18 protein-coding genes, 4 tRNA genes, 1 rRNA gene and 2 pseudogenes are annotated in these 25,842 nt (G+C 62.6%); 24 read left to right on the top strand and 1 reads right to left on the bottom strand.

Annotated features, from left to right (window positions below; translation table 11 throughout):
• The first annotated feature begins 122 nt into the window (after positions 1-122).
• The 19 genes and pseudogenes from rrf to D9X30_RS28505 all read left to right on the top strand — a co-directional run bounded on the left by rrf (position 123) and on the right by D9X30_RS28505 (position 18,176).
• Positions 123-236 (top strand): 5S ribosomal RNA (gene rrf, locus D9X30_RS28595).
• Between the two features lie 279 nt (positions 237-515).
• A tRNA-Tyr gene (locus D9X30_RS28590) sits at positions 516-601 on the top strand.
• A 50-nt stretch (positions 602-651) separates the two neighbouring features.
• Positions 652-725, top strand: a tRNA-Gly gene (locus D9X30_RS28585).
• A gap of 37 nt (positions 726-762) precedes the next feature.
• A tRNA-Thr gene (locus D9X30_RS28580) sits at positions 763-837 on the top strand.
• Positions 838-881: 44 nt separating this feature from the next.
• Positions 882-1,277 (top strand): annotated as a pseudogene (locus tag D9X30_RS28575) (GTP-binding protein); the annotation flags it as partial.
• A pseudogene (tuf, locus tag D9X30_RS28570) lies at positions 1,278-2,381 on the top strand (elongation factor Tu); the annotation flags it as partial.
• An 18-nt stretch (positions 2,382-2,399) separates the two neighbouring features.
• The gene (locus D9X30_RS28565) at positions 2,400-2,690 is read left to right on the top strand and encodes an EF-Tu C-terminal domain-related protein (RefSeq protein ID WP_502799698.1); all 291 of its coding nucleotides are present in this window, start codon (positions 2,400-2,402) and stop codon (positions 2,688-2,690) included.
• Between the two features lie 88 nt (positions 2,691-2,778).
• Positions 2,779-2,854 (top strand) — tRNA-Trp (locus D9X30_RS28560).
• 59 nt (positions 2,855-2,913) lie between these two features.
• The gene (gene secE, locus D9X30_RS28555) at positions 2,914-3,294 is read left to right on the top strand and encodes a preprotein translocase subunit SecE (protein WP_029051587.1); all 381 of its coding nucleotides are present in this window, start codon (positions 2,914-2,916) and stop codon (positions 3,292-3,294) included.
• A 10-nt stretch (positions 3,295-3,304) separates the two neighbouring features.
• Complete coding sequence (gene nusG / locus D9X30_RS28550; RefSeq protein ID WP_008649197.1) at positions 3,305-3,886, top strand: transcription termination/antitermination protein NusG; 582 nt, start codon at positions 3,305-3,307, stop codon at positions 3,884-3,886.
• Positions 3,887-4,050: 164 nt separating this feature from the next.
• Entirely contained in the window at positions 4,051-4,482 is a 432-nt protein-coding gene (rplK, locus tag D9X30_RS28545) for a 50S ribosomal protein L11 (protein WP_010810467.1), read from the top strand.
• Entirely contained in the window at positions 4,483-5,178 is a 696-nt protein-coding gene (rplA, locus tag D9X30_RS28540; RefSeq protein WP_029051588.1) for a 50S ribosomal protein L1, read from the top strand. It abuts the gene before it with no gap.
• A gap of 368 nt (positions 5,179-5,546) precedes the next feature.
• Positions 5,547-6,068 (top strand): 50S ribosomal protein L10, encoded by a 522-nt coding sequence (gene rplJ / locus D9X30_RS28535; RefSeq protein ID WP_029051589.1) that lies wholly within the window; start codon positions 5,547-5,549, stop codon positions 6,066-6,068.
• Positions 6,069-6,128: 60 nt separating this feature from the next.
• Entirely contained in the window at positions 6,129-6,503 is a 375-nt protein-coding gene (gene rplL, locus D9X30_RS28530) for a 50S ribosomal protein L7/L12 (protein WP_029051590.1), read from the top strand.
• Positions 6,504-6,940: 437 nt separating this feature from the next.
• On the top strand, positions 6,941-11,047 hold the full coding sequence (rpoB, locus tag D9X30_RS28525; RefSeq protein WP_153950364.1) for a DNA-directed RNA polymerase subunit beta: 4,107 nt from the start codon (positions 6,941-6,943) through the stop codon (positions 11,045-11,047).
• A gap of 117 nt (positions 11,048-11,164) precedes the next feature.
• A complete protein-coding gene (rpoC, locus tag D9X30_RS28520) occupies positions 11,165-15,406 on the top strand; it encodes a DNA-directed RNA polymerase subunit beta' (RefSeq protein ID WP_092603747.1) in 4,242 nt (1,413 codons plus the stop codon).
• Between the two features lie 26 nt (positions 15,407-15,432).
• Positions 15,433-15,918, top strand: coding sequence for a hypothetical protein (locus tag D9X30_RS28515; RefSeq protein WP_153950363.1), 486 nt, complete (start codon positions 15,433-15,435; stop codon positions 15,916-15,918).
• A gap of 312 nt (positions 15,919-16,230) precedes the next feature.
• Complete coding sequence (locus tag D9X30_RS28510) at positions 16,231-17,790, top strand: nitrite reductase (RefSeq protein ID WP_153950362.1); 1,560 nt, start codon at positions 16,231-16,233, stop codon at positions 17,788-17,790.
• 11 nt (positions 17,791-17,801) lie between these two features.
• Entirely contained in the window at positions 17,802-18,176 is a 375-nt protein-coding gene (locus D9X30_RS28505) for a c-type cytochrome (RefSeq protein ID WP_153950361.1), read from the top strand.
• On the opposite strand, the gene pdxR is transcribed toward D9X30_RS28505, so the two are convergent.
• Positions 18,141-19,709 (bottom strand): MocR-like pyridoxine biosynthesis transcription factor PdxR, encoded by a 1,569-nt coding sequence (pdxR, locus tag D9X30_RS28500; RefSeq protein ID WP_153950360.1) that lies wholly within the window; start codon positions 19,707-19,709, stop codon positions 18,141-18,143. The genes D9X30_RS28505 and pdxR overlap by 36 nt on opposite strands.
• A gap of 202 nt (positions 19,710-19,911) precedes the next feature.
• On the opposite strand from pdxR, the gene recQ reads away from it, so the two are divergent.
• From recQ to D9X30_RS28475, 5 genes are all read left to right on the top strand, one after another.
• Entirely contained in the window at positions 19,912-21,762 is a 1,851-nt protein-coding gene (recQ, locus tag D9X30_RS28495; protein ID WP_153950359.1) for a DNA helicase RecQ, read from the top strand.
• Between the two features lie 320 nt (positions 21,763-22,082).
• The gene (gene rpsL / locus D9X30_RS28490) at positions 22,083-22,460 is read left to right on the top strand and encodes a 30S ribosomal protein S12 (protein ID WP_010810460.1); all 378 of its coding nucleotides are present in this window, start codon (positions 22,083-22,085) and stop codon (positions 22,458-22,460) included.
• Between the two features lie 208 nt (positions 22,461-22,668).
• Complete coding sequence (gene rpsG, locus D9X30_RS28485; RefSeq protein WP_066734316.1) at positions 22,669-23,139, top strand: 30S ribosomal protein S7; 471 nt, start codon at positions 22,669-22,671, stop codon at positions 23,137-23,139.
• A gap of 118 nt (positions 23,140-23,257) precedes the next feature.
• The gene (gene fusA / locus D9X30_RS28480; RefSeq protein WP_249641113.1) at positions 23,258-25,366 is read left to right on the top strand and encodes an elongation factor G; all 2,109 of its coding nucleotides are present in this window, start codon (positions 23,258-23,260) and stop codon (positions 25,364-25,366) included.
• Positions 25,367-25,444: 78 nt separating this feature from the next.
• A partial coding sequence (locus tag D9X30_RS28475; protein WP_153950358.1) for a GTP-binding protein occupies positions 25,445-25,842 on the top strand: 398 nt, incomplete at its 3' end.

The raw sequence follows: 25,842 nt of genomic DNA, 5'->3' as shown, positions 1-25,842 counted from the left end.
ATAACCAGTGTGTTTGACCTGGTGGGACCCGAGTCCGCGTGTGCCACAGGCATACAACACAACCCCCTTACTACACCCCAGATTCGCTGCGCTGATGCATCTCAGCGCGGCAACCCCTCATGCCTGGTGACCATAGCGAGTTGGAACCACCCCTTCCCATCCCGAACAGGACCGTGAAACGACTTTGCGCCGATGATAGTGCGGACTACCCGTGTGAAAGTAGGTCATCGCCAGGCTCTTATACCCAGAACCCCCAAGCCCTTAAAGCTTGGGGGTTTTGCTTTTGCGCGGGCGAAAACGCAAAAGCGACAGATCGGCCTCTCCGAGGCGCTGGAAGCGGCTTCCTGCGTGCCCTATAGGGTGAGAGCGTCGATTTCAGATCGATGATTCTGGTCCGCAAACGAAGCCTTCTGGCGACGTATTGCAGGCTTCTGGAGCGATCCGCAAAGTTGCTTTCTTCAACGGAAAGCACTTGACAGCCCCGGTAAGTTACACCATAATCACAAGTTCTCTGCGGAGAGGTGCCCGAGTGGCTAAAGGGGGCAGACTGTAAATCTGTTGGCTTACGCCTACGCTGGTTCGAATCCAGCCCTCTCCACCAGAATGCAAGACAACAACCTGGCGAAAGCCGGTGAAGCAGGAAGTAACCGGGCGGGTGTAGCTCAATGGTAGAGCAGAAGCCTTCCAAGCTTACGACGAGGGTTCGATTCCCTTCACCCGCTCCAGTCTCCAGGTTGCCGTCGCAAAAGTAAGTCAAGATTCGCCCATGTGGCTCAGTGGTAGAGCACTCCCTTGGTAAGGGAGAGGTCGGCAGTTCGATCCTGCCCATGGGCACCATCAATACCCGCACTGGCAATTGCTACCGAGACAGGAGTCGCGAAATGGCAAAGGAAAAGTTCGAGCGGACCAAGCCGCACGTGAACGTAGGTACGATTGGTCACGTTGACCACGGCAAGACGACGCTGACGGCGGCGATTGCCACGGTGCTGGCTGCGAAGTTCGGCGGCGCGGCCAAGAAGTACGACGAAATCGACGCAGCGCCGGAAGAGAAGGCACGCGGCATCACGATCAACACCGCACACGTGGAATACGAGACGGCCAACCGCCACTACGCCCACGTTGACTGCCCGGGCCACGCTGACTATGTGAAGAACATGATCACGGGCGCCGCGCAGATGGACGGCGCGATCCTGGTTTGCTCGGCTGCCGACGGCCCGATGCCGCAAACGCGCGAGCACATCCTGCTGGCCCGTCAGGTTGGCGTGCCGTACATCATCGTNGCGATTGCCACGGTGCTGGCTGCGAAGTTCGGCGGCGCGGCCAAGAAGTACGACGAAATCGACGCAGCGCCGGAAGAGAAGGCACGCGGCATCACGATCAACACCGCACACGTGGAATACGAGACGGCCAACCGCCACTACGCCCACGTTGACTGCCCGGGCCACGCTGACTATGTGAAGAACATGATCACGGGCGCCGCGCAGATGGACGGCGCGATCCTGGTTTGCTCGGCTGCCGACGGCCCGATGCCGCAAACGCGCGAGCACATCCTGCTGGCCCGTCAGGTTGGCGTGCCGTACATCATCGTGTTCCTGAACAAGTGCGACATGGTCGATGACGCCGAGCTGCTGGAACTGGTGGAAATGGAAGTGCGCGAACTTCTGTCGAAGTACGACTTCCCGGGCGACGACACCCCGATCATCAAGGGTTCGGCCAAGCTGGCGCTGGAAGGCGACAAGGGCGAGTTGGGCGAAGTGGCCATCATGAACCTGGCCGACGCACTGGACTCGTACATCCCGACGCCGGAGCGCGCCGTTGACGGTACGTTCCTGATGCCGGTGGAAGACGTGTTCTCGATCTCGGGTCGCGGCACGGTGGTGACCGGTCGTATCGAGCGTGGCGTGGTCAAGGTCGGTGAAGAAATCGAAATCGTGGGTATCCGCCCGACGGTGAAGACGACCTGCACGGGCGTGGAAATGTTCCGCAAGCTGCTGGACCAAGGTCAAGCGGGCGACAACGTGGGTCTGCTGCTGCGCGGCACGAAGCGCGAAGACGTGGAGCGTGGTCAAGTCCTGTGCAAGCCGGGCTCGATCAAGCCGCACACGCACTTCACGGGTGAGGTCTACATCCTGTCGAAGGACGAAGGTGGCCGTCACACGCCGTTCTTCAACAACTACCGCCCGCAGTTCTACTTCCGTACGACCGACGTGACTGGCTCGATCGAGCTGCCGAAGGACAAGGAAATGGTCATGCCGGGTGACAACGTGTCGATCACCGTCAAGCTGATCGCCCCGATCGCCATGGAAGAAGGCCTGCGCTTCGCAATCCGCGAAGGTGGCCGTACCGTCGGCGCCGGCGTTGTGGCAAAGATCCTCGACTAAGCAANCAAGCCGGGCTCGATCAAGCCGCACACGCACTTCACGGGTGAGGTCTACATCCTGTCGAAGGACGAAGGTGGCCGTCACACGCCGTTCTTCAACAACTACCGCCCGCAGTTCTACTTCCGTACGACCGACGTGACTGGCTCGATCGAGCTGCCGAAGGACAAGGAAATGGTCATGCCGGGTGACAACGTGTCGATCACCGTCAAGCTGATCGCCCCGATCGCCATGGAAGAAGGCCTGCGCTTCGCAATCCGCGAAGGTGGCCGTACCGTCGGCGCCGGCGTTGTGGCAAAGATCCTCGACTAAGCAATTGGTCGAACTGGCGAGCGCGATACCAACCTGTCGCGTTCGTTTGCCAGAGGGGTTGGCTTGAAGCCGGCCCCAAAGTTGTTTTAGGGGTATAGCTCAACTGGCAGAGCGTCGGTCTCCAAAACCGAAGGTTGGGGGTTCGATTCCCTCTGCCCCTGCCAAATCAATCAGCCGCGTCGCGAGTAAGACTTGTGACGCGGCTTAGTCTCGTTTGCGAAACATGGCTAATCCCAATGTCGAAACCGTAGGCGCCTCGAGCGGCAAGTGGATGCTCGTCGCTGCGGTGCTCCTGGTGGTTGCCGGAGTCATCGGTTTCTACGCGCTGGCTCAGCAGCCGTCGTACGTACGTGGCGCCGCGCTTTTTGCCGGCCTCGCCCTGGGCGTCGTCGTGGCGCTGGTCTCCGCGCCGGGCAAGGACTTTGTGGGATTCGCACGTGAATCGTACCGGGAAGTTCGCAAGGTCGTTTGGCCGACGCGCAAGGAAGCCGGTCAGATGACGGGCCTCGTGTTTGCCTTTGTGGTGATCATGGCGCTGTTCCTGTGGTCGGCCGACAAGCTCATCGAGTGGGTGATCTTCTCCCTTGTCCTGGGCTGGAAATAAGAGGTAGCACATGACGGATAACGCTCAGCAGGAAACCACGGCCGCAGAATCGCCTTCGTCGAAGAAGCGCTGGTACGTGGTGCACGCCTACTCCGGCATGGAAAAGAGCGTGCAGCGCGCGCTGCAGGAGCGCATCGAGCGCGCCGAGATGCAAGACAAGTTCGGTCGCATCCTGGTGCCTTCGGAAGAAGTGGTAGAGATCAAGGGCGGTCACAAGTCGGTGACCGAGCGTCGTTTCTTCCCCGGCTACGTCCTGGTGGAAATGGAAATGACCGACGAGACCTGGCACCTGGTGAAGAACACCAGCAAGGTGACCGGCTTCGTGGGCGGTGCACGTAACCGTCCGAGCCCGATTTCCCAGCGGGAAGTCGACAAGATCATGACCCAGATGCAGGAAGGGGTCGAGAAGCCGCGTCCCAAGACGCTGTTCGAAGTGGGCGAAATGGTGCGCGTCAAGGACGGCCCGTTCACCGACTTCAACGGCAACGTCGAAGAAGTGAACTACGAAAAGTCGCGCCTGCGCGTGACGGTCACGATCTTCGGGCGCGCAACGCCGGTCGAGCTCGAATTCGGCCAGGTCGAAAAGGTTTGAGGATTTTCTCCGCTGCGGCCCGCAAGGGTGGCGGCGGAAGGATAGGGCGGCCGGCAGGCCGGCCCGAAGAGGAGCGTGAGGCCCTGCCCCGGCATGGCGATAGCGCGTTACGACTCAACAGGATCTGATTTCCGCAACAGGAACGGATCCGGATTGGAGTAAAGATGGCCAAGAAGATCATTGGCTTTATCAAGCTGCAGATTCCGGCTGGTAAGGCAAATCCCTCCCCGCCCGTTGGTCCCGCACTGGGTCAGCGTGGTCTGAACATCATGGAGTTCTGCAAGGCGTTCAACGCCCAGACCCAGGGTATGGAACCCGGTTTGCCGGTGCCGGTGGTGATCACCGCCTTCGCCGACAAGAGCTTCACGTTCGTGATGAAGTCGCCCCCGGCGACCGTGCTGATCAAGAAGGCAGCAGGCATCACCAAGGGTTCGCCGAAGCCCCATACCGACAAGGTTGGCAAGATTACCCGCGCCCAGGCTGAAGAAATCGCCAAGGCCAAGAACGCTGACCTCACCGCCGCCGACCTCGACGCCGCCGTGCGTACGATCGCTGGTTCGGCGCGTTCGATGGGCATCACCGTGGAGGGTCTGTAAATGGCTAAGGTTTCGAAGCGCGTCGCCGCCAACAAGGCGAAGATCGAGCGTACCAAGTTTTACCCGATCGACGAGGCCCTGGGCCTGGTGAAGAGCTGCGCCTCGGCGAAGTTCGACGAGTCGATCGACGTGTCCGTGCAACTGGGCATCGACGCCAAGAAGTCGGACCAGGTTGTTCGTGGTTCCGTCGTGCTGCCGGCTGGTACCGGCAAGAGCGTCCGTGTGGCCGTGTTCGCCCAGGGCGAAAAGGCCGAGGCCGCCAAGGCTGCTGGCGCCGAAGTGGTCGGCATGGAAGACCTGGCCGAGCAAGTCAAGGCCGGTAACCTGAACTTCGACGTCGTGATCGCTTCGCCGGACACGATGCGTATCGTCGGTACGCTGGGCCAGATCCTCGGCCCGCGCGGCCTGATGCCGAACCCGAAGGTTGGCACCGTGACGCCGGACGTGGCCCAGGCCGTGAAGAACGCCAAGGCTGGTCAGGTGCAATTCCGTGTCGACAAGGCCGGTATCATCCACGCCACCATCGGTCGCCGTTCGTTCGACGACGCCGCTCTGAAGAGCAACCTGAGCGCCCTGCTGGACGCCCTGGTCAAGGCCAAGCCGGCAACCAGCAAGGGTGTGTACCTGCGCAAGGTGGCCGTGTCGTCGACGATGGGCGTTGGTGTTCGCGTCGAACAGACCTCGCTGTCGGCCTGAGCTGACGGCAATCCTCTGACCGGATCCCGATAACACCGGCCAGGGCAGGAATTGAGGATCGTGGCAGTGCCGCGATCGTCGCAAGGCTTTGGGCAGTGGCATCAGCGGCGCGCATGGCGCGCGGCAGATGCTGCTGGTTATCAAAGACCGCTGGTGTTCACACCGCCTCTGGCAGCGTGGACTTAATCGGTCGGCACATGCGGGGCTTGCCCCGATGGCAGCCGGCCCGCCAGCGCAGATGGCGCACCCGAAGGGATTGATGACGCCGGAGCAATCCGGTGGATTCGGGCCAATCGGACGCCGTTCGTTTGGACTGATGCGCCGTTTGGCGGGCAACCGTCGAATACGCATCGTTTTGGAGCTTAACCGTGCCACTCAATATTGAAGATAAGAAGGCCGTCGTTGCTGAGGTCTCGGCGCAAGTCGCCAAGGCCCAGACTATCGTCGTGGCCGAATATCGCGGCATTGCGGTTGGCGATCTGACCAAGCTGCGTGCCAACGCTCGTCAGCAAGGCGTGTACCTGCGCGTTCTGAAGAACACGCTGGCTCGCCGTGCCGTCGAAGGTACGCCGTTTGCAGCCCTCGCAGAGCAGATGACCGGTCCGCTGATCTACGGTATTTCCGAAGATGCAGTGGCCTCGGCCAAGGTTCTGAACGACTTTGCCAAGACCAACGACAAGCTGGTCCTGCGCGCTGGGTCGTACGACGGCAAGGTGCTCGACGCTGGTGCCGTGAAGGCCCTGGCTTCGATCCCGAGCCGTGAAGAACTGATCTCGCAGCTGCTTGGCGTGATGCAGGCGCCGGTGTCGGGCTTCGCCCGTCTGCTGGCCGCACTGGCTGCCAAGAACGCCGAAGGCGCTCCCGCGGAAGCGGAAGCCCCGGCCGCCTGAGCTGCCGCATAGACAGATCGCAATACCGATCCCGAATCAAATCTAGTAGGAGTAATCCAAATGGCAATCACTAAAGACGACATCCTGGAAGCCGTTGGCGCGATGTCCGTGATGGAACTGAACGACCTGGTCAAGGCGTTCGAAGAGAAGTTTGGCGTGTCGGCTGCTGCCATGGCTGTGGCTGCTGCCCCGGGCGCTGGCGGTGCTGCCGCTGCTGAAGAAAAGACCGAGTTCAACGTGATCCTGGCCGAAGTCGGCGCCAACAAGGTTGGCGTGATCAAGGCCGTGCGCGAAATCACCGGTCTGGGCCTGAAGGAAGCCAAGGACCTGGTCGATGGCGCACCGAAGCCCGTGAAGGAAGGCGTGGACAAGGCCGCTGCCGACGAAGCCAAGAAGAAGCTGGAAGACGCCGGCGCCAAGGTCGACGTCAAGTAAGTGGTACCGCGCGTGCCTCTGTGGCACGCGGCAGGGGCTGGCAAAGGGAAATTCCCGGCGCCAGCCTTTTTGCGCTTCTGCGGAGGTGTTCGATCCGGCACCCGAGAGGTGGCGCAAACCGGCCCGAATGGGCGAAATGTGAATTAAGCTATGCTTGGCAGGCGATAATCCATCGCTGCCTCAGCAGAAGCCAAACATCAGTGGCACACTAGGTGGTTGCTGATGTTTGTCTTCTGAACCGACTGCAGAAGACAAGTTTGGTCGGGTGTCCCCCGGACGTGTGCAGGCATTGCGCCGTGCAATGACCACACCGTCCGCAGCGTGCGGGCACCGTCAGCCAGAGGTTGGTAGCGGCCAACCGCCAAATCCCCTCCCAGTCGCTGAACACCTCAGGTGCCGGCCAGGTCCAGCCAGCCCTGCGATGATTCGGAGATCCCATGGCGTACAGCTTCACCGAAAAGAAGCGCATTCGCAAATCCTTTGCGAAGCGCGCGACGGTTCATCAGGTTCCATTCCTGCTTGCCACACAGATTGAATCCTACACCCAGTTCTTGCAAGCGGAAACGCCGACCGCGCGTCGCAAAAGCGAGGGTCTGCAGGCCGCTTTCAACGCGATTTTCCCAATCTCCTCCCATAACGGGCTTGCCCGTATGGAGTTTGTCTCGTATCACCTGTCCAACCCGCCGTTCGACGTCAAGGAATGCCAGCAGCGTGGCCTGACGTTCCACTCGGCTCTGCGTGCCAAGGTTCGCCTGATCATCAACGATCGCGAAAATCCTGGCAAGGTGAAGGAAGTGAAGGAGCAGGAAGTCTACATGGGCGAAATTCCGCTCATGACGTCGACCGGTTCTTTCGTGATTAACGGCACCGAGCGTGTCATCGTTAGCCAGCTGCACCGCTCGCCGGGCGTGTTCTTCGAGCACGACAAGGGCAAGACGCACAGCTCGGGCAAGCTGCTGTTCTCGGCACGGATCATCCCGTACCGCGGCTCGTGGCTCGACTTCGAATTCGATCCGAAGGACATCCTGTACTTCCGCGTCGACCGCCGCCGCAAGATGCCGGTGACGATCCTGCTGAAGTCGATCGGCCTGACGCCGGAACAGATCCTGGCGCACTTCTTCGTGTTCGACAACTTCACGCTGCAGGGCGAAGGCGCGCAACTCGAGTTCGTGCCCGAGCGTCTGCGCGGTGAAGTCGCGCGCTTCGACATCGCCGACAAGAACGGCCGCGTCGTCGTGGAGAAGGACAAGCGTATCAACGCCAAGCACATCCGTGACCTGGATTCCGCCGGCACCAAGCTGATCAGCGTGCCCGAGGACTACCTGCTGGGCCGCGTGCTGGCCAAGAACATCATCGACCCGGATACCGGCGAGGTGATTGCCAACGCCAACGACGAGCTGACCGAGACGCTGCTGGAAAACCTGCGCGAAGCCGGTGTCAAGCAGATCCAGACGCTGTACACGAACGATCTCGACCAGGGTCCGTACATTTCGCAGACGCTGCGCGTGGACGATACCGCCGACCAGACGGCCGCGCGTATTGCCATCTACCGCATGATGCGTCCGGGCGAGCCGCCCACCGAGGACGCCGTGGAAGCCCTGTTCCAGCGCCTGTTCTACAGCGAAGAGTCGTACGACCTGTCGCGCGTTGGCCGCATGAAGGTCAACAGCCGTCTGTCGCGCCCGAGCGGCGAGGGCAGCATGGTGCTGCAGGACGAGGACATCCTCGAGACGATCAAGATCCTGGTGAACCTGCGTAACGGCAAGGGCGAAGTCGATGATATCGACCACCTGGGCAATCGTCGCGTGCGTTGCGTCGGCGAGCTGGCCGAGAACCAGTTCCGCGCCGGCCTGTCGCGCGTGGAGCGTGCCGTCAAGGAACGTCTGGGCCAGGCCGAGACCGAGAACCTGATGCCGCATGACCTGATCAACTCGAAGCCGATTTCGTCGGCGATTCGCGAGTTCTTCGGTTCGTCGCAGCTGTCGCAGTTCATGGACCAGACCAACCCGCTGTCGGAAATCACGCACAAGCGCCGTGTTTCGGCCCTTGGCCCGGGCGGTCTGACGCGCGAGCGCGCCGGCTTTGAAGTCCGTGACGTGCACCCGACCCACTATGGCCGCGTGTGCCCGATCGAAACGCCGGAAGGCCCGAACATCGGCCTGATCAACTCGCTGGCGCTGTATGCCCGCCTGAACGAATACGGCTTCCTGGAAACGCCGTACCGCAAGGTGGAAAACAGCAAGCTGACCGACCAGGTGGATTACCTGTCGGCCATCGAGGAAGGCAAGTACGTGGTGGCGCAGGCCAACGCGACCGTTGACGCCGACGGCAACCTGACCGACGAACTGGTGTCGGCGCGTGAAGGTTCCGAGCGTGAAACGCGTATGGTCACGCCGGACCGCGTGCAGTACATCGACGTGGCGCCGTCGCAGATCGTGTCGGCCGCCGCATCGCTGGTGCCGTTCCTGGAACACGATGACGCGAACCGTGCACTGATGGGCGCGAACATGCAGCGTCAGGCCGTGCCTTGCCTGCGTCCGGACAAGCCGCTGGTGGGTACCGGCATCGAGCGCACCGTGGCCGTTGACTCGGGTACGGCCGTGCAGGCGATGCGTGGCGGCGTGGTGGACTACGTCGACGCGATGCGTGTGGTGATTCGTGTGAACGACGACGAAGCCGTGGCCGGCGAAGTTGGCGTGGACATCTACAACCTGATCAAATACACGCGTTCGAACCAGAACACCAACATCAACCAGCGTCCGATGGTGAAGGTTGGCGATATCGTTGCCCGCGGCGACGTGATCGCTGACGGCGCCTCGACCGACCTGGGCGAGCTGGCACTGGGCCAGAACATGCTGGTGGCATTCATGCCGTGGAACGGCTACAACTTCGAGGATTCGATCCTGATCTCGGAGCGTGTGGTTGCCGAAGACCGCTACACCTCGATCCACATCGAGGAACTGTCGGTCGTGGCCCGCGACACGAAGCTCGGACCGGAAGAAATCACGCGCGACATCTCGAACCTGGCCGAAGCGCAACTGGCGCGTCTGGACGAGTCGGGCATCACGTACATCGGCGCCGAAGTGGAAGCCGGCGACGTGCTGGTGGGCAAGGTCACGCCGAAGGGCGAGACCCAGCTGACGCCGGAAGAGAAGCTGCTGCGCGCGATCTTCGGCGAGAAGGCTTCGGACGTGAAGGACACGTCGCTGCGCGTGCCGTCGGGCATGAGCGGTATCGTGATCGACGTGCAGGTCTTCACGCGTGAAGGCGTGACGCGCGACAAGCGCGCCCAGTCGATCATCGACGACGAACTGAAGCGTTACCGCCTGGACCTGAACGACCAGCTGCGTATCGTGGAAGGCGATGCCTTCCAGCGTCTGGAGCGCCTGCTGCTCGACAAGACCGTCAACGGCGGTCCGAAGAAGCTGGCCAAGGGCGCCAAGCTGACCCGCGAGTACCTGGCCGACCTGGACAAGTACCACTGGTTCGACATCCGTCCGGCCGACGAGGAAGTGGCTGCCCAGCTGGAAGCCGTGAAGGAAGCCATCGAGCAGAAGCGTCACGAGTTCGACCTGGCCTTCGAAGAGAAGCGCAAGAAGCTGACGCAGGGCGACGAACTGCCGCCGGGCGTGATCAAGATGGTCAAGGTGTATCTGGCCGTCAAGCGCCGCCTGCAGCCGGGCGACAAGATGGCCGGCCGTCACGGTAACAAGGGTGTCGTGTCGAAGATCGTCCCGATCGAAGACATGCCGTACATGGCCGACGGTACGCCGGCGGACATCGTGCTGAACCCGCTGGGCGTGCCGTCGCGGATGAACGTGGGCCAGATTCTGGAAACCCACCTGGGCTGGGCCGCGCGCGGTCTGGGCCAGCGCATCGGCGACATGCTCAAGGCGTCGGCCAAGGCGCAGGAACTCCGTCCGCTGCTCGCGCAGATCTACAACGAGAGCGGCAAGCCGGAAGACCTGGACAGCCTGAGCGATGCCGAAGTGCTGGAGCTGGCAGGCAACCTGAAGAAGGGTGTGCCGTTTGCCACGCCGGTGTTCGATGGTGCGCACGAAGCCGAAATCCGCCGCATGCTCGACCTGGCCTACCCGGACGAGATCGCCCGGGAGAAGGGCCTCACGGCATCGAAGCAGCAGGTCACGCTGTACGACGGCCGCACCGGCGAAGCGTTCGAGCGTCCGGTCACGCTGGGTGTGATGCACATGCTGAAGCTGCATCACCTGGTGGACGACAAGATGCACGCCCGTTCCACCGGCCCGTACTCGCTGGTGACGCAGCAGCCGCTGGGCGGTAAGGCCCAGTTCGGTGGCCAGCGTTTCGGTGAGATGGAAGTGTGGGCACTGGAAGCCTACGGCGCATCGTACGTGCTGCAGGAAATGCTGACGGTCAAGTCCGATGACGTGAACGGCCGTACCAAGGTGTACGAAAACATCGTCAAGGGCGAGCACTCGATCGATGCCGGCATGCCGGAATCATTCAACGTGCTGGTGAAGGAAATCCGCTCGCTGGGTATCGACATCGATCTGGATCGCTACTGATTCGCCGATTGATGCGGGTGCCGGCCACGGCGGGCACCCACCAGCGCAGGTTTCCCACAGGATTGAATGCCGCCGCTCCGGACAGACTCCGGACCGGCGGCGAAACAAGGAGTTGCAATGAAAGCATTGCTCGATCTCTTTAAGCAGGTTCAGCAGGAAGAGCAGTTCGACGCGATCAAGATCGGTCTGGCCTCGCCGGAGAAGATCCGTTCGTGGTCGTACGGCGAAGTGAAGAAGCCGGAAACGATCAACTACCGTACGTTCAAGCCGGAACGCGATGGTCTGTTCTGCGCCAAGATCTTTGGCCCGATCAAGGACTACGAGTGCCTGTGCGGCAAGTACAAGCGCCTGAAGCACCGTGGCGTGATCTGCGAGAAGTGCGGCGTCGAAGTGACGCTGGCCAAGGTGCGCCGCGAGCGCATGGGCCACATCGAACTGGCCGCGCCGACCGCGCACATCTGGTTCCTGAAGTCGCTGCCGTCGCGTCTGGGCATGGTGCTCGACATGACGCTGCGCGACATCGAGCGCGTGCTGTACTTCGAAGCGTTCGTGGTGCTGGAACCCGGCATGACCCCGCTCAAGAAGAGCCAGATCATGTCGGAAGACGACTACCTGGCCAAGTGCGACGAGTACGGCGAGGGCGAGTTCGTGGCCATGATGGGTGCCGAGGGCATCCGTGAACTGCTGCGCGGCATCGACATCGAGAAGCAGATCGAACAGATCCGCGCCGAGCTGCAGGCCACCGGTTCCGAAGCCAAGATCAAGAAGTTCGCCAAGCGCCTGAAGGTGCTGGAGGCGTTCCAGCGTTCGGGCATCAAGCCCGAGTGGATGATCCTGGAAGTGCTGCCGGTGCTGCCGCCCGAACTGCGTCCGCTGGTGCCGCTCGATGGTGGCCGTTTCGCCACGTCGGACCTGAACGACCTGTATCGCCGCGTCATCAACCGTAACAACCGTCTGAAGCGCCTGCTGGAGCTGAAGGCCCCTGAAATCATCGTGCGCAACGAAAAGCGCATGCTGCAGGAAGCGGTCGACTCGCTGCTGGACAACGGCCGTCGCGGCAAGGCGATGACGGGCGCCAACAAGCGTCCGCTGAAGTCGCTGGCCGAGATGATCAAGGGTAAGGGCGGTCGTTTCCGTCAGAACCTGCTGGGCAAGCGCGTGGACTACTCGGGCCGTTCGGTCATCGTGGTGGGTCCGACGCTCAAGCTGCATCAGTGCGGTCTGCCCAAGCTGATGGCGCTGGAGCTGTTCAAGCCGTTCATCTTCCACAAGCTGGAAACGATGGGCATCGCCACCACCATCAAGGCGGCGAAGAAGGAAGTGGAAAGCCAGACGCCGGTGGTGTGGGACATCCTCGAAGAGGTGATCCGCGAGCACCCGGTGATGCTGAACCGCGCGCCGACGCTGCACCGCCTGGGTATCCAGGCGTTCGAGCCGGTGCTGATCGAAGGCAAGGCCATCCAGCTGCACCCGCTGGTCTGCGCGGCATTCAACGCCGACTTCGACGGTGACCAGATGGCCGTTCACGTGCCGCTGTCGCTGGAAGCCCAGATGGAAGCCCGCACGCTGATGCTGGCGTCGAACAACGTGCTGTTCCCGGCCAACGGCGATCCGTCGATCGTGCCGTCGCAGGACGTTGTGCTGGGTCTGTACTACACGACCCGCGACAAGATCAACGGCAAGGGCGAAGGCATGACGTTTGCTGACATCAGCGAAGTCATCCGTGCCTACGAAAACAAGGAAGTCGAGCTCGCATCGCGCGTGAACGTCCGTATCACCGAGTATGAAGTGGTGAACAAGGACGCCGACGGCGACGCACGTTTCGCACCCAAGATCACGCTGCAGGCCACCACGGTCGGCCGCGCGATCCTGTCCGAGATCCTGCCGAAGGGCCTGCCGTTCTCGGTGCTGAACAAGCCGCTGAAGAAGAAGGAAATCTCGCGCCTGATCAACACGGCATTCCGCAAGTGCGGTCTGCGCGAGACCGTGATCTTCGCCGACAAGCTGCTGCAGTCGGGCTTCCGCCTGGCAACGCGCGCCGGTATCTCGATCGCCATCGACGACATGCTGGTGCCGCCGCAGAAGGAGAAGATCATCTCCGACGCGGCCGCCAAGGTGAAGGAATACGACAAGCAGTACATGTCGGGTCTGGTGACGGACCAGGAGCGTTACAACAACGTCGTGGACATCTGGGGCGCCGCTGGCGACCAGGTGGGCAAGGCGATGATGGAGCAGCTCCAGCACGAAGATACGGTCGATCGCAACGGCAATACCGTCAAGCAGGAATCGTTCAACTCGATCTACATGATGGCGGACTCGGGTGCTCGCGGTAGCGCGGCACAGATTCGTCAGCTGGCAGGTATGCGTGGCCTGATGGCCAAGCCGGATGGCTCGATCATTGAAACGCCGATTACGGCGAACTTCCGTGAAGGCCTGAACGTTCTGCAGTACTTCATCTCGACCCACGGCGCGCGTAAGGGCCTGGCCGATACGGCACTGAAGACCGCAAACTCGGGTTACCTGACCCGTCGTCTGGTCGACGTGACGCAGGATCTGGTCGTGGTGGAAGACGATTGCGGCACGACCAACGGCGTGGCCATGAAGGCCCTGGTCGAAGGCGGTGAAGTGATCGAAGCCCTGCGCGACCGTATTCTGGGCCGTGTGACGGTGGGCGACGTGGTGAACCCTGAAACCCAGGAAACCGCGATCGAAAACGGCACGCTGCTGGACGAAGACCTGGTCGAGCTGATCGACAACATCGGCGTGGACGAAGTCAAGGTCCGCACGCCGCTGTCGTGCGACACGCGCTACGGCCTGTGCGCCAAGTGCTACGGCCGCGACCTCGGCCGCGGCGTGCTGGTGAACTCGGGCGAAGCTGTGGGCGTGATCGCTGCACAGTCGATTGGCGAGCCGGGTACCCAGCTGACCATGCGTACGTTCCACATCGGTGGTGCGGCATCGCGTGCGGCAGTGGCATCGAGCGTGGAAGCCAAGGCCACCGGTACGGTGCGCTTCACGGCAACCATGCGCTACGTGACGAACGCCAAGGGCGAACTGATCGTGATCTCGCGTTCGGGCGAGGCACTGATCACGGACGACCACGGCCGCGAGCGCGAGCGCCACAAGATCCCGTACGGCGCCACGCTGCTGGTGCAGGACGGCCAGGCCATCAAGGCCGGTACGCAGCTGGCCACGTGGGACGCACTGACTCGTCCGATCGTTTCCGAATACTCGGGCACGATCAAGTTCGAGAACGTGGAAGAAGGCGTGACCGTTGCCAAGCAGATGGACGAAGTCACGGGCCTGTCGACCCTCGTGGTGATCGACGCCAAGCGCCGTACGGCTGCCACCAAGGGCCTGCGCCCGCAGGTGAAGCTGCTCGACGCGAACAACCAGGAAGTCAAGATTCCGGGCACGGATCACTCTGTGACCATCGGCTTCCAGGTGGGCGCGCTGATTACCGTGAAGGATGGTCAGCAGGTGCACGTGGGTGAAGTGCTGGCACGTATCCCGACCGAATCGCAGAAGACCCGTGACATTACCGGTGGTCTGCCGCGAGTGGCCGAGCTGTTCGAAGCCCGTTCGCCGAAGGACGCCGCCGTGCTGGCGGAAGTCACCGGTACGGTGTCGTTCGGCAAGGACACGAAGGGCAAGCAGCGCCTGGTGATCACGGACCTGGACGGCAACGCCCACGAGTTCCTGATCGCGAAGGAAAAGCAGGTGCTGGTGCACGACGGCCAGGTGGTGAACAAGGGCGAAATGATCGTGGAAGGTCCGGCGGACCCGCACGACATCCTGCGCCTGAAGGGCATCGAAGAGTTGGCGCACTACATCGTGGACGAAGTGCAGGACGTGTACCGTCTGCAGGGCGTGAAGATCAACGACAAGCACATCGAAGTGATTGTTCGTCAGATGCTGCGCCGCGTGCAGATCCAGGACGTGGGCGATACCAAGTTCATCCCGGGTGAACAGGTGGAGCGTTCGGAACTGCTTGACGAAAACGATCGCGTGATCGCCGAGGGCAAGCGTCCGGCCATCCACGAGAACCTGCTGCTGGGTATTACCAAGGCGTCGCTGTCGACCGACAGCTTCATCTCGGCGGCATCGTTCCAGGAAACGACGCGCGTGCTGACCGAAGCCGCGATCATGGGCAAGACCGACGACCTGCGTGGTCTGAAGGAAAACGTGATCGTGGGTCGTCTGATCCCGGCCGGTACTGGCCTGGCCTACCACCGTGCCCGCAAGGCACGCGAGGCAGCCGAGCGCGAACGCGCCCAGGCGATCAGCGACGAAGAGCAATCGCTCTTCATCGAGCCGCCGGTGGTGCAAGCCACCGAGGGCGACGGCGACGCAGTCTGATCGCGATTCCTCGCAGTTACGCAGCAATGAAAAACCCGGCTCGATCGAGCCGGGTTTTTTTTCGTCTCGCGCCGATCGGTTCGATCGCTTGGTATGGATCAAGCCGGCAGGTCGGCAGTGGCGCTACGGTGTGGGATCTTTCATTCCGCTCGCCCGGCAGAGCTTCGATCATGACGCTACAGACACCTGCACGTTGGGTTTGTCGGCTGCTGAGCGCGGCCGGATGCGGTGCCATGATCGCCACGGCGTCGATGGCCCATGCGTTTCAGCTGAACCTTTCCCCAAAGCCGCCGCAAACGATCGAAGACGAGCGCCAACTGCGCTTCACGCAGCAGCACGATTGCGCCGCCGGCAAGGGCGACGCGAATCTGTGCGCCATGCTTGAGCAGCAGGCGCGGCAGCAGCAAATCGATGCCGTGCGTCGAGACACATCGCCGGCCACCATGCCTCGTCCCGTCGATCCCGATCCGCTGTCCGGGCGGGGCATCCCGCTGCCTGGCGGCCTTCAGTAAGGCCACCGCATCAGTTACCCACACGTCAGGCACCCGCCGAAGATGCCGGCTTGCCCGAATGACTCGAGGGCGGGCATACGAATGGCACGGGCGTAGATCTTCGGATCGTAGTCCGCGTCGGCAGGCCGACTCTTGCGCTATCGCAAATTCGTCAGGTTTGCTCGGGCGTAAATCCGGGGAATGATGCCGATCCGCGACATCGGCGAAACCGTACCCATCGGAATTCCCGTTGCATCCCCCAGGCGTGGAGGAAGCGCGATGGCACATTGATCGCATCGTTACTACTCAAACTACCCACGGAGGATCCGGACGATGCTTGCCAGGACTTTAGTTGCCGCCATGCTCGCCAGTGTGTCTGGCGCGTTGTACGCCATGACGGCAGACGCGCTGAAACGCGCTGACGACCTTTACCAGGCCAATTGCGCGGTCTGTCATTCCGCCAGCCGGGGCGGCTACGTCGGGCCCGCCCTGCACAAGGACAGGCTGGTGCAGAGCGATGCCGCGCTGCGTGGCGCGATCATGACCGGCATCCCCGATACGCTGATGCCGCCGTTCCATTCGCGCATGTCCGATGAGGACATCCGGCTGGTGGCCGAGTACATCCGGACCCAGCCCGTGGGCAAGCCGGAATGGTCGATGCAGCAGATTCGCGACAGCCTGGAAGTGCTCGTGGATGAATCCACGCTTCCGTCCAAGCCCACGTATCAGATCGGCTCGGTCTATGACCTGATGGTGGTCATGGCGCGCGGTCGCTACGGGCGCGGTACGGGCAGCGACAACGCGAAGACGGTGTTCCTGGATGGCATGACCCATCAGGTAGTTGGCGAAATTGCCACGCCGATCGCGCCGCACATCATGGAGTTCAGCCCCGTCAACGAGCGATGGGCCTGGCTGAAGAGCGACGACGGCCACGTCTACAAGATCGACCTCTACTCGCTCAAGGTCGTGCGCAAGATCAAGACAGGGTTGACCGGGCCGGGTATCGCCGTGTCCATGGACGGCAAATGGCTGGCGGCCAGTTCTTTCGTGCCGAACCTGGTGGTGATTCTGAAGGCGGACACGCTGGAGCCTGTTAAATACCTGCGGCTCGAAGGCAAGGACCCCGATGGCAAGTTCATCCAGTCGGCGGGTGGCCCGGTCATCGGCAGCCGCATCAACAACAAGTTTGCGCTGACGCTGCGTCAGGCCGGCCAGATCTGGATCGTCGATCCGGACCGCGAAGGCATGCCGGTAACGAAGCTGGAAGGCGTGGGCCGCATGCTGCACGACACATTCCTGACGCCCGATGGGCGGTACTCGATGGTGGCGTCCTACGGCGACAACAAGATCGTGGCCATCGACCTCAAGGAGAACAAGGTGGCGCGCGATATCCCGGCGGGCTGCCAGCCCCACGTGGGCTCCGGTGCCGTGACCCCGGTGGGCGGCCGGATGCTGGCGTTCGGCACGAATATCGGCAAATGCGACAAAGGCGATGTCGTGACGGTGTGGGACACGAGCGACTTCTCGGTGGTGAAGAACATCAAGGTGGATGGCCCAACGGAATCCCCAGCCGCGCATCCCGACGCACCGTACGTGGCCGTGGATATCGTCTCGAAGGACAAGAAGGCTGCGCACATCCAGCTGATCGACAAGCAATCACTCGAAGTCGTGCGCACGCTCGACGCCGGCGGCCATGCCTTCTTCCCGGAATACACCCGGAATGGCCAGTACCTGTACGTCAGCGCCGGCTACTACGGCGATCGCCTGCGCGTCTACGACAGCAAGACGCTTGCCCTGGTAGCCGAACACAAGATGGAAAGCCCTGCTGGCATCTTCTCGCGTGCGCGCACGCAGTGGATCTCGGTGGGTTTGCCGGCGACGCGAAAGAACTGAGGAGAGTGGCCATGATCAAGTCTCGATGGAACAAGCCGGCCGCGCTGCTCGCCCTGATGACGGCGGCCATGACGGTGCATGCGGCCACGTCTGCCACAGCCGCGACGCCATCCGCAACGACTGCGCCGGCAGCGCAGAAGCTGCCCGATCAGGTGGCGGCCATCCTGCCGCTGTGCGCGTCGTGCCATGGGGTCGATGGCATCAGTAGCGTCGCCCTGTATCCCAATCTTGCCGGGCAGAAGCCGGAATACCTGGCCAAGCAACTGCGCGACTTCAAGGCCGCGCGGCGAGATGATGCCGTGATGCGACCGATGGCGGAGCCCCTGGACGACGCTGCCATCGAAGCGTTGTCACGCCATTTCGGCACGATGCCCGGGGCGCACTGAGGCATCCCCGGCCAGACTGACCGATGTGCTGGAAGCCGGTTGCCGGGCGTGGCAACCGGCCACCGTGAGCATTAGCCTGGACATCGCCTCGCGGATCTGTGCAACGTTCTGCGAGGCGTAGCCCAGAAGTAGCACGCGGTTGCCGGTTGCGGGAATGTGCGCACAGGCGGCTTCTTCCATGGTGTACAGCCTCACGCCTTGCGCCAGCGCGCGGTTCGCGATACTGGTGGCGTCCGGGGTGTCGGGCGGCAAGTGCAGTGCCACATGCATGCCGGTGCCTGCGCCGCTGATCTGGCAGTGAGCGCCCCAGATGTCGCGCAAGCCGGAGAGCAGGGCATCGCGTTGCTCGCGATAGCGGCGGCGCAGCCGGTACAGATGCCGGCTGTAGTCGCCATACTCGAACAGCCGTGCCAGCACGGCTTGCTCGAGCCAGGGACATCCGTGATTCAGCAACGCCTTGCGACGCGCGATGGCGTCGGTCAGCCAGGGCGGACACACCATGTATCCGAGACGCAAGCCCGGCCCGAGTACCTTCGAGAACGATCCGACGTAGACCACACGCGATGGATCAAGCGCCATGAGCGGCGGAGGCGGCGCGCTGTCGTACGCGAAGTCGCCGTCGTAGTCGTCCTCGATCACGCAGGCGCCGACTTGCGCGGCCCAATCCAGCAACGCGCGGCGCCGGTCCATCGACATCGTGTAGCCGAGCGGATATTGATGCGACGGCGTGGTGTACGCCAGTTGCACCGGCCCATGCGGTAGCGCGTGCGTGCACAGGCCGTCCGCGTCGACAGGTACCGCGATCCGTACCGCGTGCCGGAGGTGGGGCAGATTGCAGAAGCCCGCATAGCCGGGCGATTCCACCACGACGCGGTCACCGTGGTGGACGAGGTGCGCGGCAAGCAGGTGCAATGCCTCCTGGACACCGGCGACGATCAGGATCTGCGTCGGATCGACGGCCAGCGCGCGGGTCGCGGCAAGGTAGTCGGCGATCTGCATGCGCAGGCCCCAGAGGCCCTCCGCCGGCGGATATTCGCTGATGGCGTGCCGCATCTGGCGCAGCAGCGGGTTCGACAACATGGCCCAGCGGCGCGTCGGAAAGGCATCTGGCGCGGGACGTCCGATCTTGAAGTCGAACGTCACGGGATAGCGGGGCGGTGCGGCATGCACGCCGGGCGGCGATATGCCGGCACTCGCCTGCGAGGATCGGGGAGGCAACGCTGGCGCCTCGGGGATGGCCGGGGCGGGAGGTGGCGCGGGCGACGCGCGCGGGATTGCTTCCGCCACATAGAAGCCGCGACCCGGCTCGCCCCGCAGCAGGCCGGCGTCGGTCAGGCCTTCATAGGCGCCGACCACGGTGTTGCGCGAGACGCGCAGCATGGCAACCAGGCAGGCGATGGACGGTAGCCGATCGTCCGGCTGCAGACGGCCGGACAGGATCATGTGTTCCACCTGCCGCATGATCTGCCGCTTGTACGGTTCCGATCCATCGCGCAGGATCTCGATGGGCAGGGAAAAGGAATGGCGCTGCATGTTGCTATGTTGGGGACCTCGCCTGCCATCCTATGACCGGCGTGCCGCACGGTGCTTGTGCTGGCGCAAGACTGTCGGCGGCGCCGCCAAATCCCGTGTGGCGATTGGCGCCAGTGCCACACCGGCGCAGACACATTCCGTCCGATCGGGCATGGAGTGGTATGGTTACGCCTTTCCCGGCTTTCCGATCTGCTGCTGTCCCATGTCGCGCGCCCTGGCGATCCTCAAAGAAGTCTTCGGCTACCACGCATTCCGTGGCACGCAAGCGGAGATCATCGACCATGTGGCGGACGGCGGCGATTGCCTGGTGCTGATGCCGACCGGCGGTGGCAAGTCGCTTTGCTATCAGATTCCGGCGTTGCTGCGCCAGCAGGCCGGCCAGGGCGTGGGCATCGTGGTGTCGCCGCTGATCGCGCTGATGCAGGACCAGGTGGCGGCGCTGACCGAAGCCGGCGTGCGCGCCGCGGTGCTGAACTCCACGCTCAGCAGCAGCGAGGCGTCGGCGGTCGAGCGCGACCTGCTGGCCGGGCGGCTGGACATCCTTTATGTGGCGCCCGAGCGGCTGATGACGCCGCGCTTTCTGGATCTGCTGGATCGCACCCGCGTGGGTTTGTTCGCCATCGACGAGGCGCATTGCGTGTCGCAATGGGGCCACGACTTCCGGCCGGAATATATCCAGCTGTCTGTGCTGCACGAGCGATTCCCGAATGTGCCGCGCATTGCGCTGACCGCCACGGCCGACGCGCTGACGCGTAACGAGATCATCGAGCGGCTGGCGCTCGACGATGCGCGCGTCTTTATTTCCAGCTTCGATCGTCCCAATATCCGCTACCGCATCGTCGAGAAGGACAACGCGCGGAACCAGCTGCTGGCGTTCATCAAGGCCGAGCACATGAACGGCGACGGCGGGCACGACAGCGGCATTGTCTATTGCCTGTCGCGCAAGAAGGTCGAAGACACCGCGCAATGGCTGGCCAGTCACGGCATCAACGCGCTGGGCTACCACGCCGGCATGGATGCGCAGGTGCGGCAGCATCACCAAGCGCGCTTCCGCGAGGAAGAGGGCATCGTGATGGTGGCCACCATCGCCTTCGGCATGGGCATCGACAAGCCCGATGTGCGGTTCGTGGCGCATCTGGACCTGCCCAAGAGCATGGAAGGCTATTACCAGGAAACCGGGCGCGCCGGCCGCGACGGCCTGCCGGCCAATGCCTGGATGGCCTACGGGCTTGGCGATGTCGTCCAGCAGAAGCGCATGATCGACGAGTCGGAGGCCGACGACGCGCACAAGCGCGTGTCATCGTCCAAGCTCGACGCGCTGCTGGGTCTGTGCGAAACGGCGGGCTGCCGGCGCGTGCGGATCCTGGCCTATTTTGAAGAATCGGCGGGCCCTTGCGGCAACTGCGATACCTGCCTGGAGCCGCCCGCCACCTGGGACGGCACGCGCGAGGCGCAGATGGCGCTGTCCTGCGTGTACCGCACGGCGCAGGCCAGCCGCGTGCATTTTGGCGCGACCCACCTGATCGACGTGCTGCGCGGCAATGCCAGCGAGAAGATCCGGCAGTGGGGCCACGACAAGGTGTCGACGTTCGGCATCGGCAAGGATCTGTCGGTGGCCGAATGGCATGCCATCTTCCGGCAGTTGATTGCTCACGGCCTGCTGGTGATCGATCACGGCGGCCATGGCGCGCTGTTGCTTGGCGATCCAGCGCGGGCCGTGCTCAAGGGCGAGCAGTCGGTCACGCTGCGCCGGCAGGTCAGCAAGCCGGGCAAATCCGGGGAACGGGCGGGGCGCGGCGGGCCGCGTACCGATCACACGGCGACGATGGATGCCGATACGCTGGCCCACTGGGAGGCGCTGCGGGCCTGGCGCACGGCCACCGCCAAATCGCACGGCGTGCCGGCCTACGTGATCTTCCACGACGCCACGCTGGCCGAGTTGGCGCGCAGCGCGCCGGAATCGCTCGACGAACTGGCGGAGGTGCCCGGAATCGGTGCATCCAAGCTCGAGCGTTACGGCGAGGAAATCCTCGAGACGCTGCGCGGCGGCTGAACGGGCCGGCGGCCCGGCGAGGCAGGGAGGCCCAAGGTATACGTCGCGTATACCCCTTGACCGTTGTCAGCGCCCCTGCTAGAGTGCCAGATTCGAGTTTTTGGCTTTGGATTTCGCACGTCCCTCGGAATTGTGCCCTCAGCGGCGCAACCAGGCAGGCGGCAGCGGGATCCGGGCGAGCTCGCGCTCTTTGGCAAGTCTGTCACTTCACAGCCCTTCCTTCAGAGCGTCCGCTCACCTTTCCCGTCCAAAACCCGTAGTTGCCCCTTGGCCAGAGCCTGGCGAAGGGGTGTTTTTGTAAAACCAAGCTGGATTGAACAATGCCAACTATCAACCAACTGGTTCGCAAGCCGCGTGTCTCTGAAGTCGTCAAGAGCAAGAGCCCGGCGCTTGAGAACTGCCCCCAGCGTCGCGGGGTGTGCACCCGTGTGTACACCACGACGCCGAAGAAGCCGAACTCGGCACTGCGTAAGGTGGCCAAGGTGCGCCTGACCAACGGTTTCGAAGTCATTTCGTATATCGGCGGTGAAGGCCACAACCTGCAGGAACACTCGGTCGTGCTGATCCGCGGCGGCCGTGTGAAGGATCTGCCGGGTGTGCGTTACCACATCGTCCGTGGTTCGCTGGATCTGCAAGGCGTGAAGGACCGCAAGCAGGCCCGTTCGAAGTACGGTGCGAAGCGTCCGAAGGCTGCCTAAGCTTTTACGCAAAGCAATATCCGACAGCCATGACAGGACGTCATGGAGCTGTCACCAGGCGGCGGTACAACGGAGCGTTTTTGTGCGCCGTGCCGTCGAGTAAGTGGTCACCCGGCGAATTTGTCCAGTCAGTGTGCTGGCAAGCTAGTTGGTGGCCGGAGAGCGCGATTATTCAGACCGCCTCTCAACTGAATCTTAAGGAAAGAAGATGCCACGTCGTCGTGAAGTCCCCAAGCGGGACGTTTTGCCTGATCCGAAGTTCGGTAACGTTGAAGTTGCCAAGTTCATGAACGTGCTGATGCTGGACGGCAAGAAGTCGGTTGCCGAACGTATCGTGTACGGCGCGTTCGACCAGATCGAAAAGAAGGCAGGCAAGGCCCCCATCGAAGTGTTCTCCGTTGCGATCAACAACGTGAAGCCGGTGGTGGAAGTGAAGAGCCGTCGCGTGGGCGGCGCCAACTATCAGGTTCCGGTCGAAGTCCGTCCGTCGCGTCGTTTGGCATTGGCGATGCGTTGGCTGCGCGAGGCCGCGAAAAAACGCAGCGAGAAGTCGATGGCGCTGCGCCTGGCAGGTGAGCTGATGGAAGCTGCAGAAGGCCGCGGCGGCGCAATGAAGAAGCGCGACGAAGTACACCGCATGGCCGAAGCCAACAAGGCGTTCTCGCACTTCCGCTTCTAAAGCGCGCGAAAAACGCTGTTGGTTGCCGGGCGGGCTGTGTTTTCACACATCTCGCCCGTTTGTGTTAAGGGCGCAGACCATGAGATTTCTGCGCCTCATGGACGAATAGAGGATTAAAGTGGCTCGTAAGACTCCCATTGAGCGTTACCGTAACATCGGTATTTCGGCTCACATTGACGCGGGTAAAACCACCACGACCGAGCGGATCCTGTTCTACACCGGTGTGAATCACAAGATCGGTGAAGTGCATGATGGCGCGGCCACCATGGACTGGATGGAGCAGGAGCAGGAGCGTGGCATCACGATTACCTCCGCTGCTACCACCGCCTTCTGGAAGGGCATGGGCGGCAACTATCCCGAGCACCGCTTCAACATCATCGACACCCCGGGGCACGTGGACTTCACCATCGAGGTGGAGCGTTCCATGCGCGTGCTGGATGGCGCCTGCATGGTGTACTGCGCAGTGGGTGGCGTGCAGCCCCAGTCGGAAACCGTCTGGCGTCAGGCCAACAAGTACGGCGTGCCGCGTCTGGCGTTCGTCAACAAGATGGACCGTACCGGCGCGAACTTCTTCAAGGTTTACGACCAGCTGAAGACCCGCCTGAAGGCCAACCCGGTGCCCGTCGTGGTGCCTATCGGCGCTGAAGACGGCTTCCAGGGCGTGATCGACCTGCTGGAAATGAAGGCGATCATCTGGGACGAAGCCAGCCAGGGCGTGAAGTTCGAATACCAGGACATCCCGGGCGAACTGCAGGCCGTCGCTGAGGAATGGCGCGAGAAGATGGTCGAGTCCGCCGCCGAAGCCAGCGAAGAGCTGATGGAAAAGTACCTGGGCGGCGAAGAGCTGACCCGTGCCGAGATCGTCAAGGCGCTGCGTGACCGTACCATCGCCTGCGAAATCCAGCCGATGCTGTGCGGCACCGCGTTCAAGAACAAGGGCGTGCAGCGTATGCTGGACGCCGTGATCGACTTCCTGCCGTCGCCGGTCGACATTCCGCCGGTCAAGGGCGTGGACGAAAGCGACGACGAGAAGAAGCTCGAGCGCAAGGCCGACGACAACGAGAAGTTCTCGGCGCTGGCATTCAAGATCATGACCGACCCGTTCGTCGGCCAGCTGATCTTCTTCCGCGTCTACTCGGGCAAGATCAACTCGGGCGACACCGTGTACAACCCGGTGAAGCAGAAGAAGGAGCGTCTGGGCCGTATTCTGCAGATGCACGCCAACCAGCGCGAAGAAATCAAGGAAGTGCTGGCCGGCGACATCGCCGCTGCCGTGGGCCTGAAGGACGCGACCACCGGCGACACGCTGTGCGATCCGGCTGCCCCGATCGTGCTCGAGCGCATGGTGTTCCCGGAGCCGGTGATCTCGCAGGCTGTCGAGCCGAAGACCAAGGCTGACCAGGAAAAGATGGGTATCGCCCTGAACCGCCTGGCCGCCGAAGATCCGTCGTTCCGCGTGCGTACCGATGAAGAATCGGGCCAGACCATCATTTCGGGTATGGGCGAGCTCCACCTGGAAATTCTGGTCGACCGCATGAAGCGCGAATTCGGCGTGGAAGCCAACATCGGCGCGCCGCAGGTGGCCTACCGCGAAACCATTCGCAAGAAGGCCGAGGACGTCGAAGGCAAGTTCGTCAAGCAGTCGGGCGGCCGCGGCCAGTATGGCCACGCCGTGATCACGCTGGAACCGCAAGAGCCGGGCAAGGGCTTCGAGTTCATCGACGCCATCAAGGGCGGTGTGATTCCTCGCGAATACATCCCGGCGGTGGAGAAGGGTATCGTCGACACGCTGCCGGCCGGTATCCTGGCTGGCTTCCCGGTGGTGGACGTGAAGGTCACGCTGACGTTCGGTTCGTACCACGACGTGGACTCGAACGAAAACGCGTTCCGCATGGCCGGCTCGATGGCTTTCAAGGAAGCCATGCGCAAGGCCAGCCCGGTTCTGCTGGAGCCGATGATGGCCGTGGAAGTGGAAACGCCGGAAGACTACACGGGTACCGTGATGGGCGATCTGTCGTCCCGCCGCGGCATCGTGCAGGGCATGGACGACATGGTTGGCGGCGGCAAGATCATCAAGGCCGAAGTTCCGCTGTCGGAAATGTTCGGTTACTCGACCGCGCTGCGCTCGGCCACGCAAGGCCGCGCCACGTACACCATGGAATTCAAGCACTACGCCGAGGCACCGAAGAATATCGCCGAAGCTGTGATGACGGCCAAGGGCAAGTAATAAAGCTTCGCCGCCGCGCATGACCTGCGTGGCGGCGCAAAGAATTGAATCTGACTGTATTCCATTAGGAGCTGAAACATGGCAAAGGAAAAGTTCGAGCGGACCAAGCCGCACGTGAACGTAGGTACGATTGGTCACGTTGACCACGGCAAGACGACGCTGACGGCAGCGATTGCCACGGTGCTGGCTGCGAAGTTCGGCGGCGCGGCCAAGAAGTACGACGAAATCGACGCAGCGCCGGAAGAGAAGGCACGCGGCATCACGATCAACACCGCACACGTGGAATACGAGACGGCCAACCGCCACTACGCCCACGTTGACTGCCCGGGCCACGCTGACTATGTGAAGAACATGATCACGGGCGCCGCGCAGATGGACGGCGCGATCCTGGTTTGCTCGGCTGCCGACGGCCCGATGCCGCAAACGCGCGAGCACATCCTGCTGGCCCGTCAGGTTGGCGTGCCGTACATCATCGT

It is taken from the genome of Cupriavidus sp. U2 (assembly GCF_009663685.2).
Classification (GTDB): Bacteria; Pseudomonadota; Gammaproteobacteria; order Burkholderiales; family Burkholderiaceae; genus Cupriavidus; species Cupriavidus necator_C.
This window is presented reverse-complemented; position numbering and strand designations above follow the sequence as displayed.

What these genes read in the sequence shown, in the direction of transcription:
- secE (WP_029051587.1), top strand. Translation starts at nt 2,914, where the DNA reads ATGGCTAATCCCAATGTCGAAACCGTAGGCGCCTCGAGCGGCAAGTGG.
- nusG (WP_008649197.1), top strand. Translation starts at nt 3,305, where the DNA reads ATGACGGATAACGCTCAGCAGGAAACCACGGCCGCAGAATCGCCTTCG.
- rplK (WP_010810467.1), top strand. Translation starts at nt 4,051, where the DNA reads ATGGCCAAGAAGATCATTGGCTTTATCAAGCTGCAGATTCCGGCTGGT.
- rplA (WP_029051588.1), top strand. Translation starts at nt 4,483, where the DNA reads ATGGCTAAGGTTTCGAAGCGCGTCGCCGCCAACAAGGCGAAGATCGAG.
- rplL (WP_029051590.1), top strand. Translation starts at nt 6,129, where the DNA reads ATGGCAATCACTAAAGACGACATCCTGGAAGCCGTTGGCGCGATGTCC.
- rpoB (WP_153950364.1), top strand. Translation starts at nt 6,941, where the DNA reads ATGGCGTACAGCTTCACCGAAAAGAAGCGCATTCGCAAATCCTTTGCG.
- rpoC (WP_092603747.1), top strand. Translation starts at nt 11,165, where the DNA reads ATGAAAGCATTGCTCGATCTCTTTAAGCAGGTTCAGCAGGAAGAGCAG.
- D9X30_RS28515 (WP_153950363.1), top strand. Translation starts at nt 15,433, where the DNA reads ATGAAAAACCCGGCTCGATCGAGCCGGGTTTTTTTTCGTCTCGCGCCG.
- D9X30_RS28510 (WP_153950362.1), top strand. Translation starts at nt 16,231, where the DNA reads ATGCTTGCCAGGACTTTAGTTGCCGCCATGCTCGCCAGTGTGTCTGGC.
- D9X30_RS28505 (WP_153950361.1), top strand. Translation starts at nt 17,802, where the DNA reads ATGATCAAGTCTCGATGGAACAAGCCGGCCGCGCTGCTCGCCCTGATG.
- pdxR (WP_153950360.1), bottom strand. Translation starts at nt 19,709, where the DNA reads ATGCAGCGCCATTCCTTTTCCCTGCCCATCGAGATCCTGCGCGATGGA.
- recQ (WP_153950359.1), top strand. Translation starts at nt 19,912, where the DNA reads ATGTCGCGCGCCCTGGCGATCCTCAAAGAAGTCTTCGGCTACCACGCA.
- rpsL (WP_010810460.1), top strand. Translation starts at nt 22,083, where the DNA reads ATGCCAACTATCAACCAACTGGTTCGCAAGCCGCGTGTCTCTGAAGTC.
- rpsG (WP_066734316.1), top strand. Translation starts at nt 22,669, where the DNA reads ATGCCACGTCGTCGTGAAGTCCCCAAGCGGGACGTTTTGCCTGATCCG.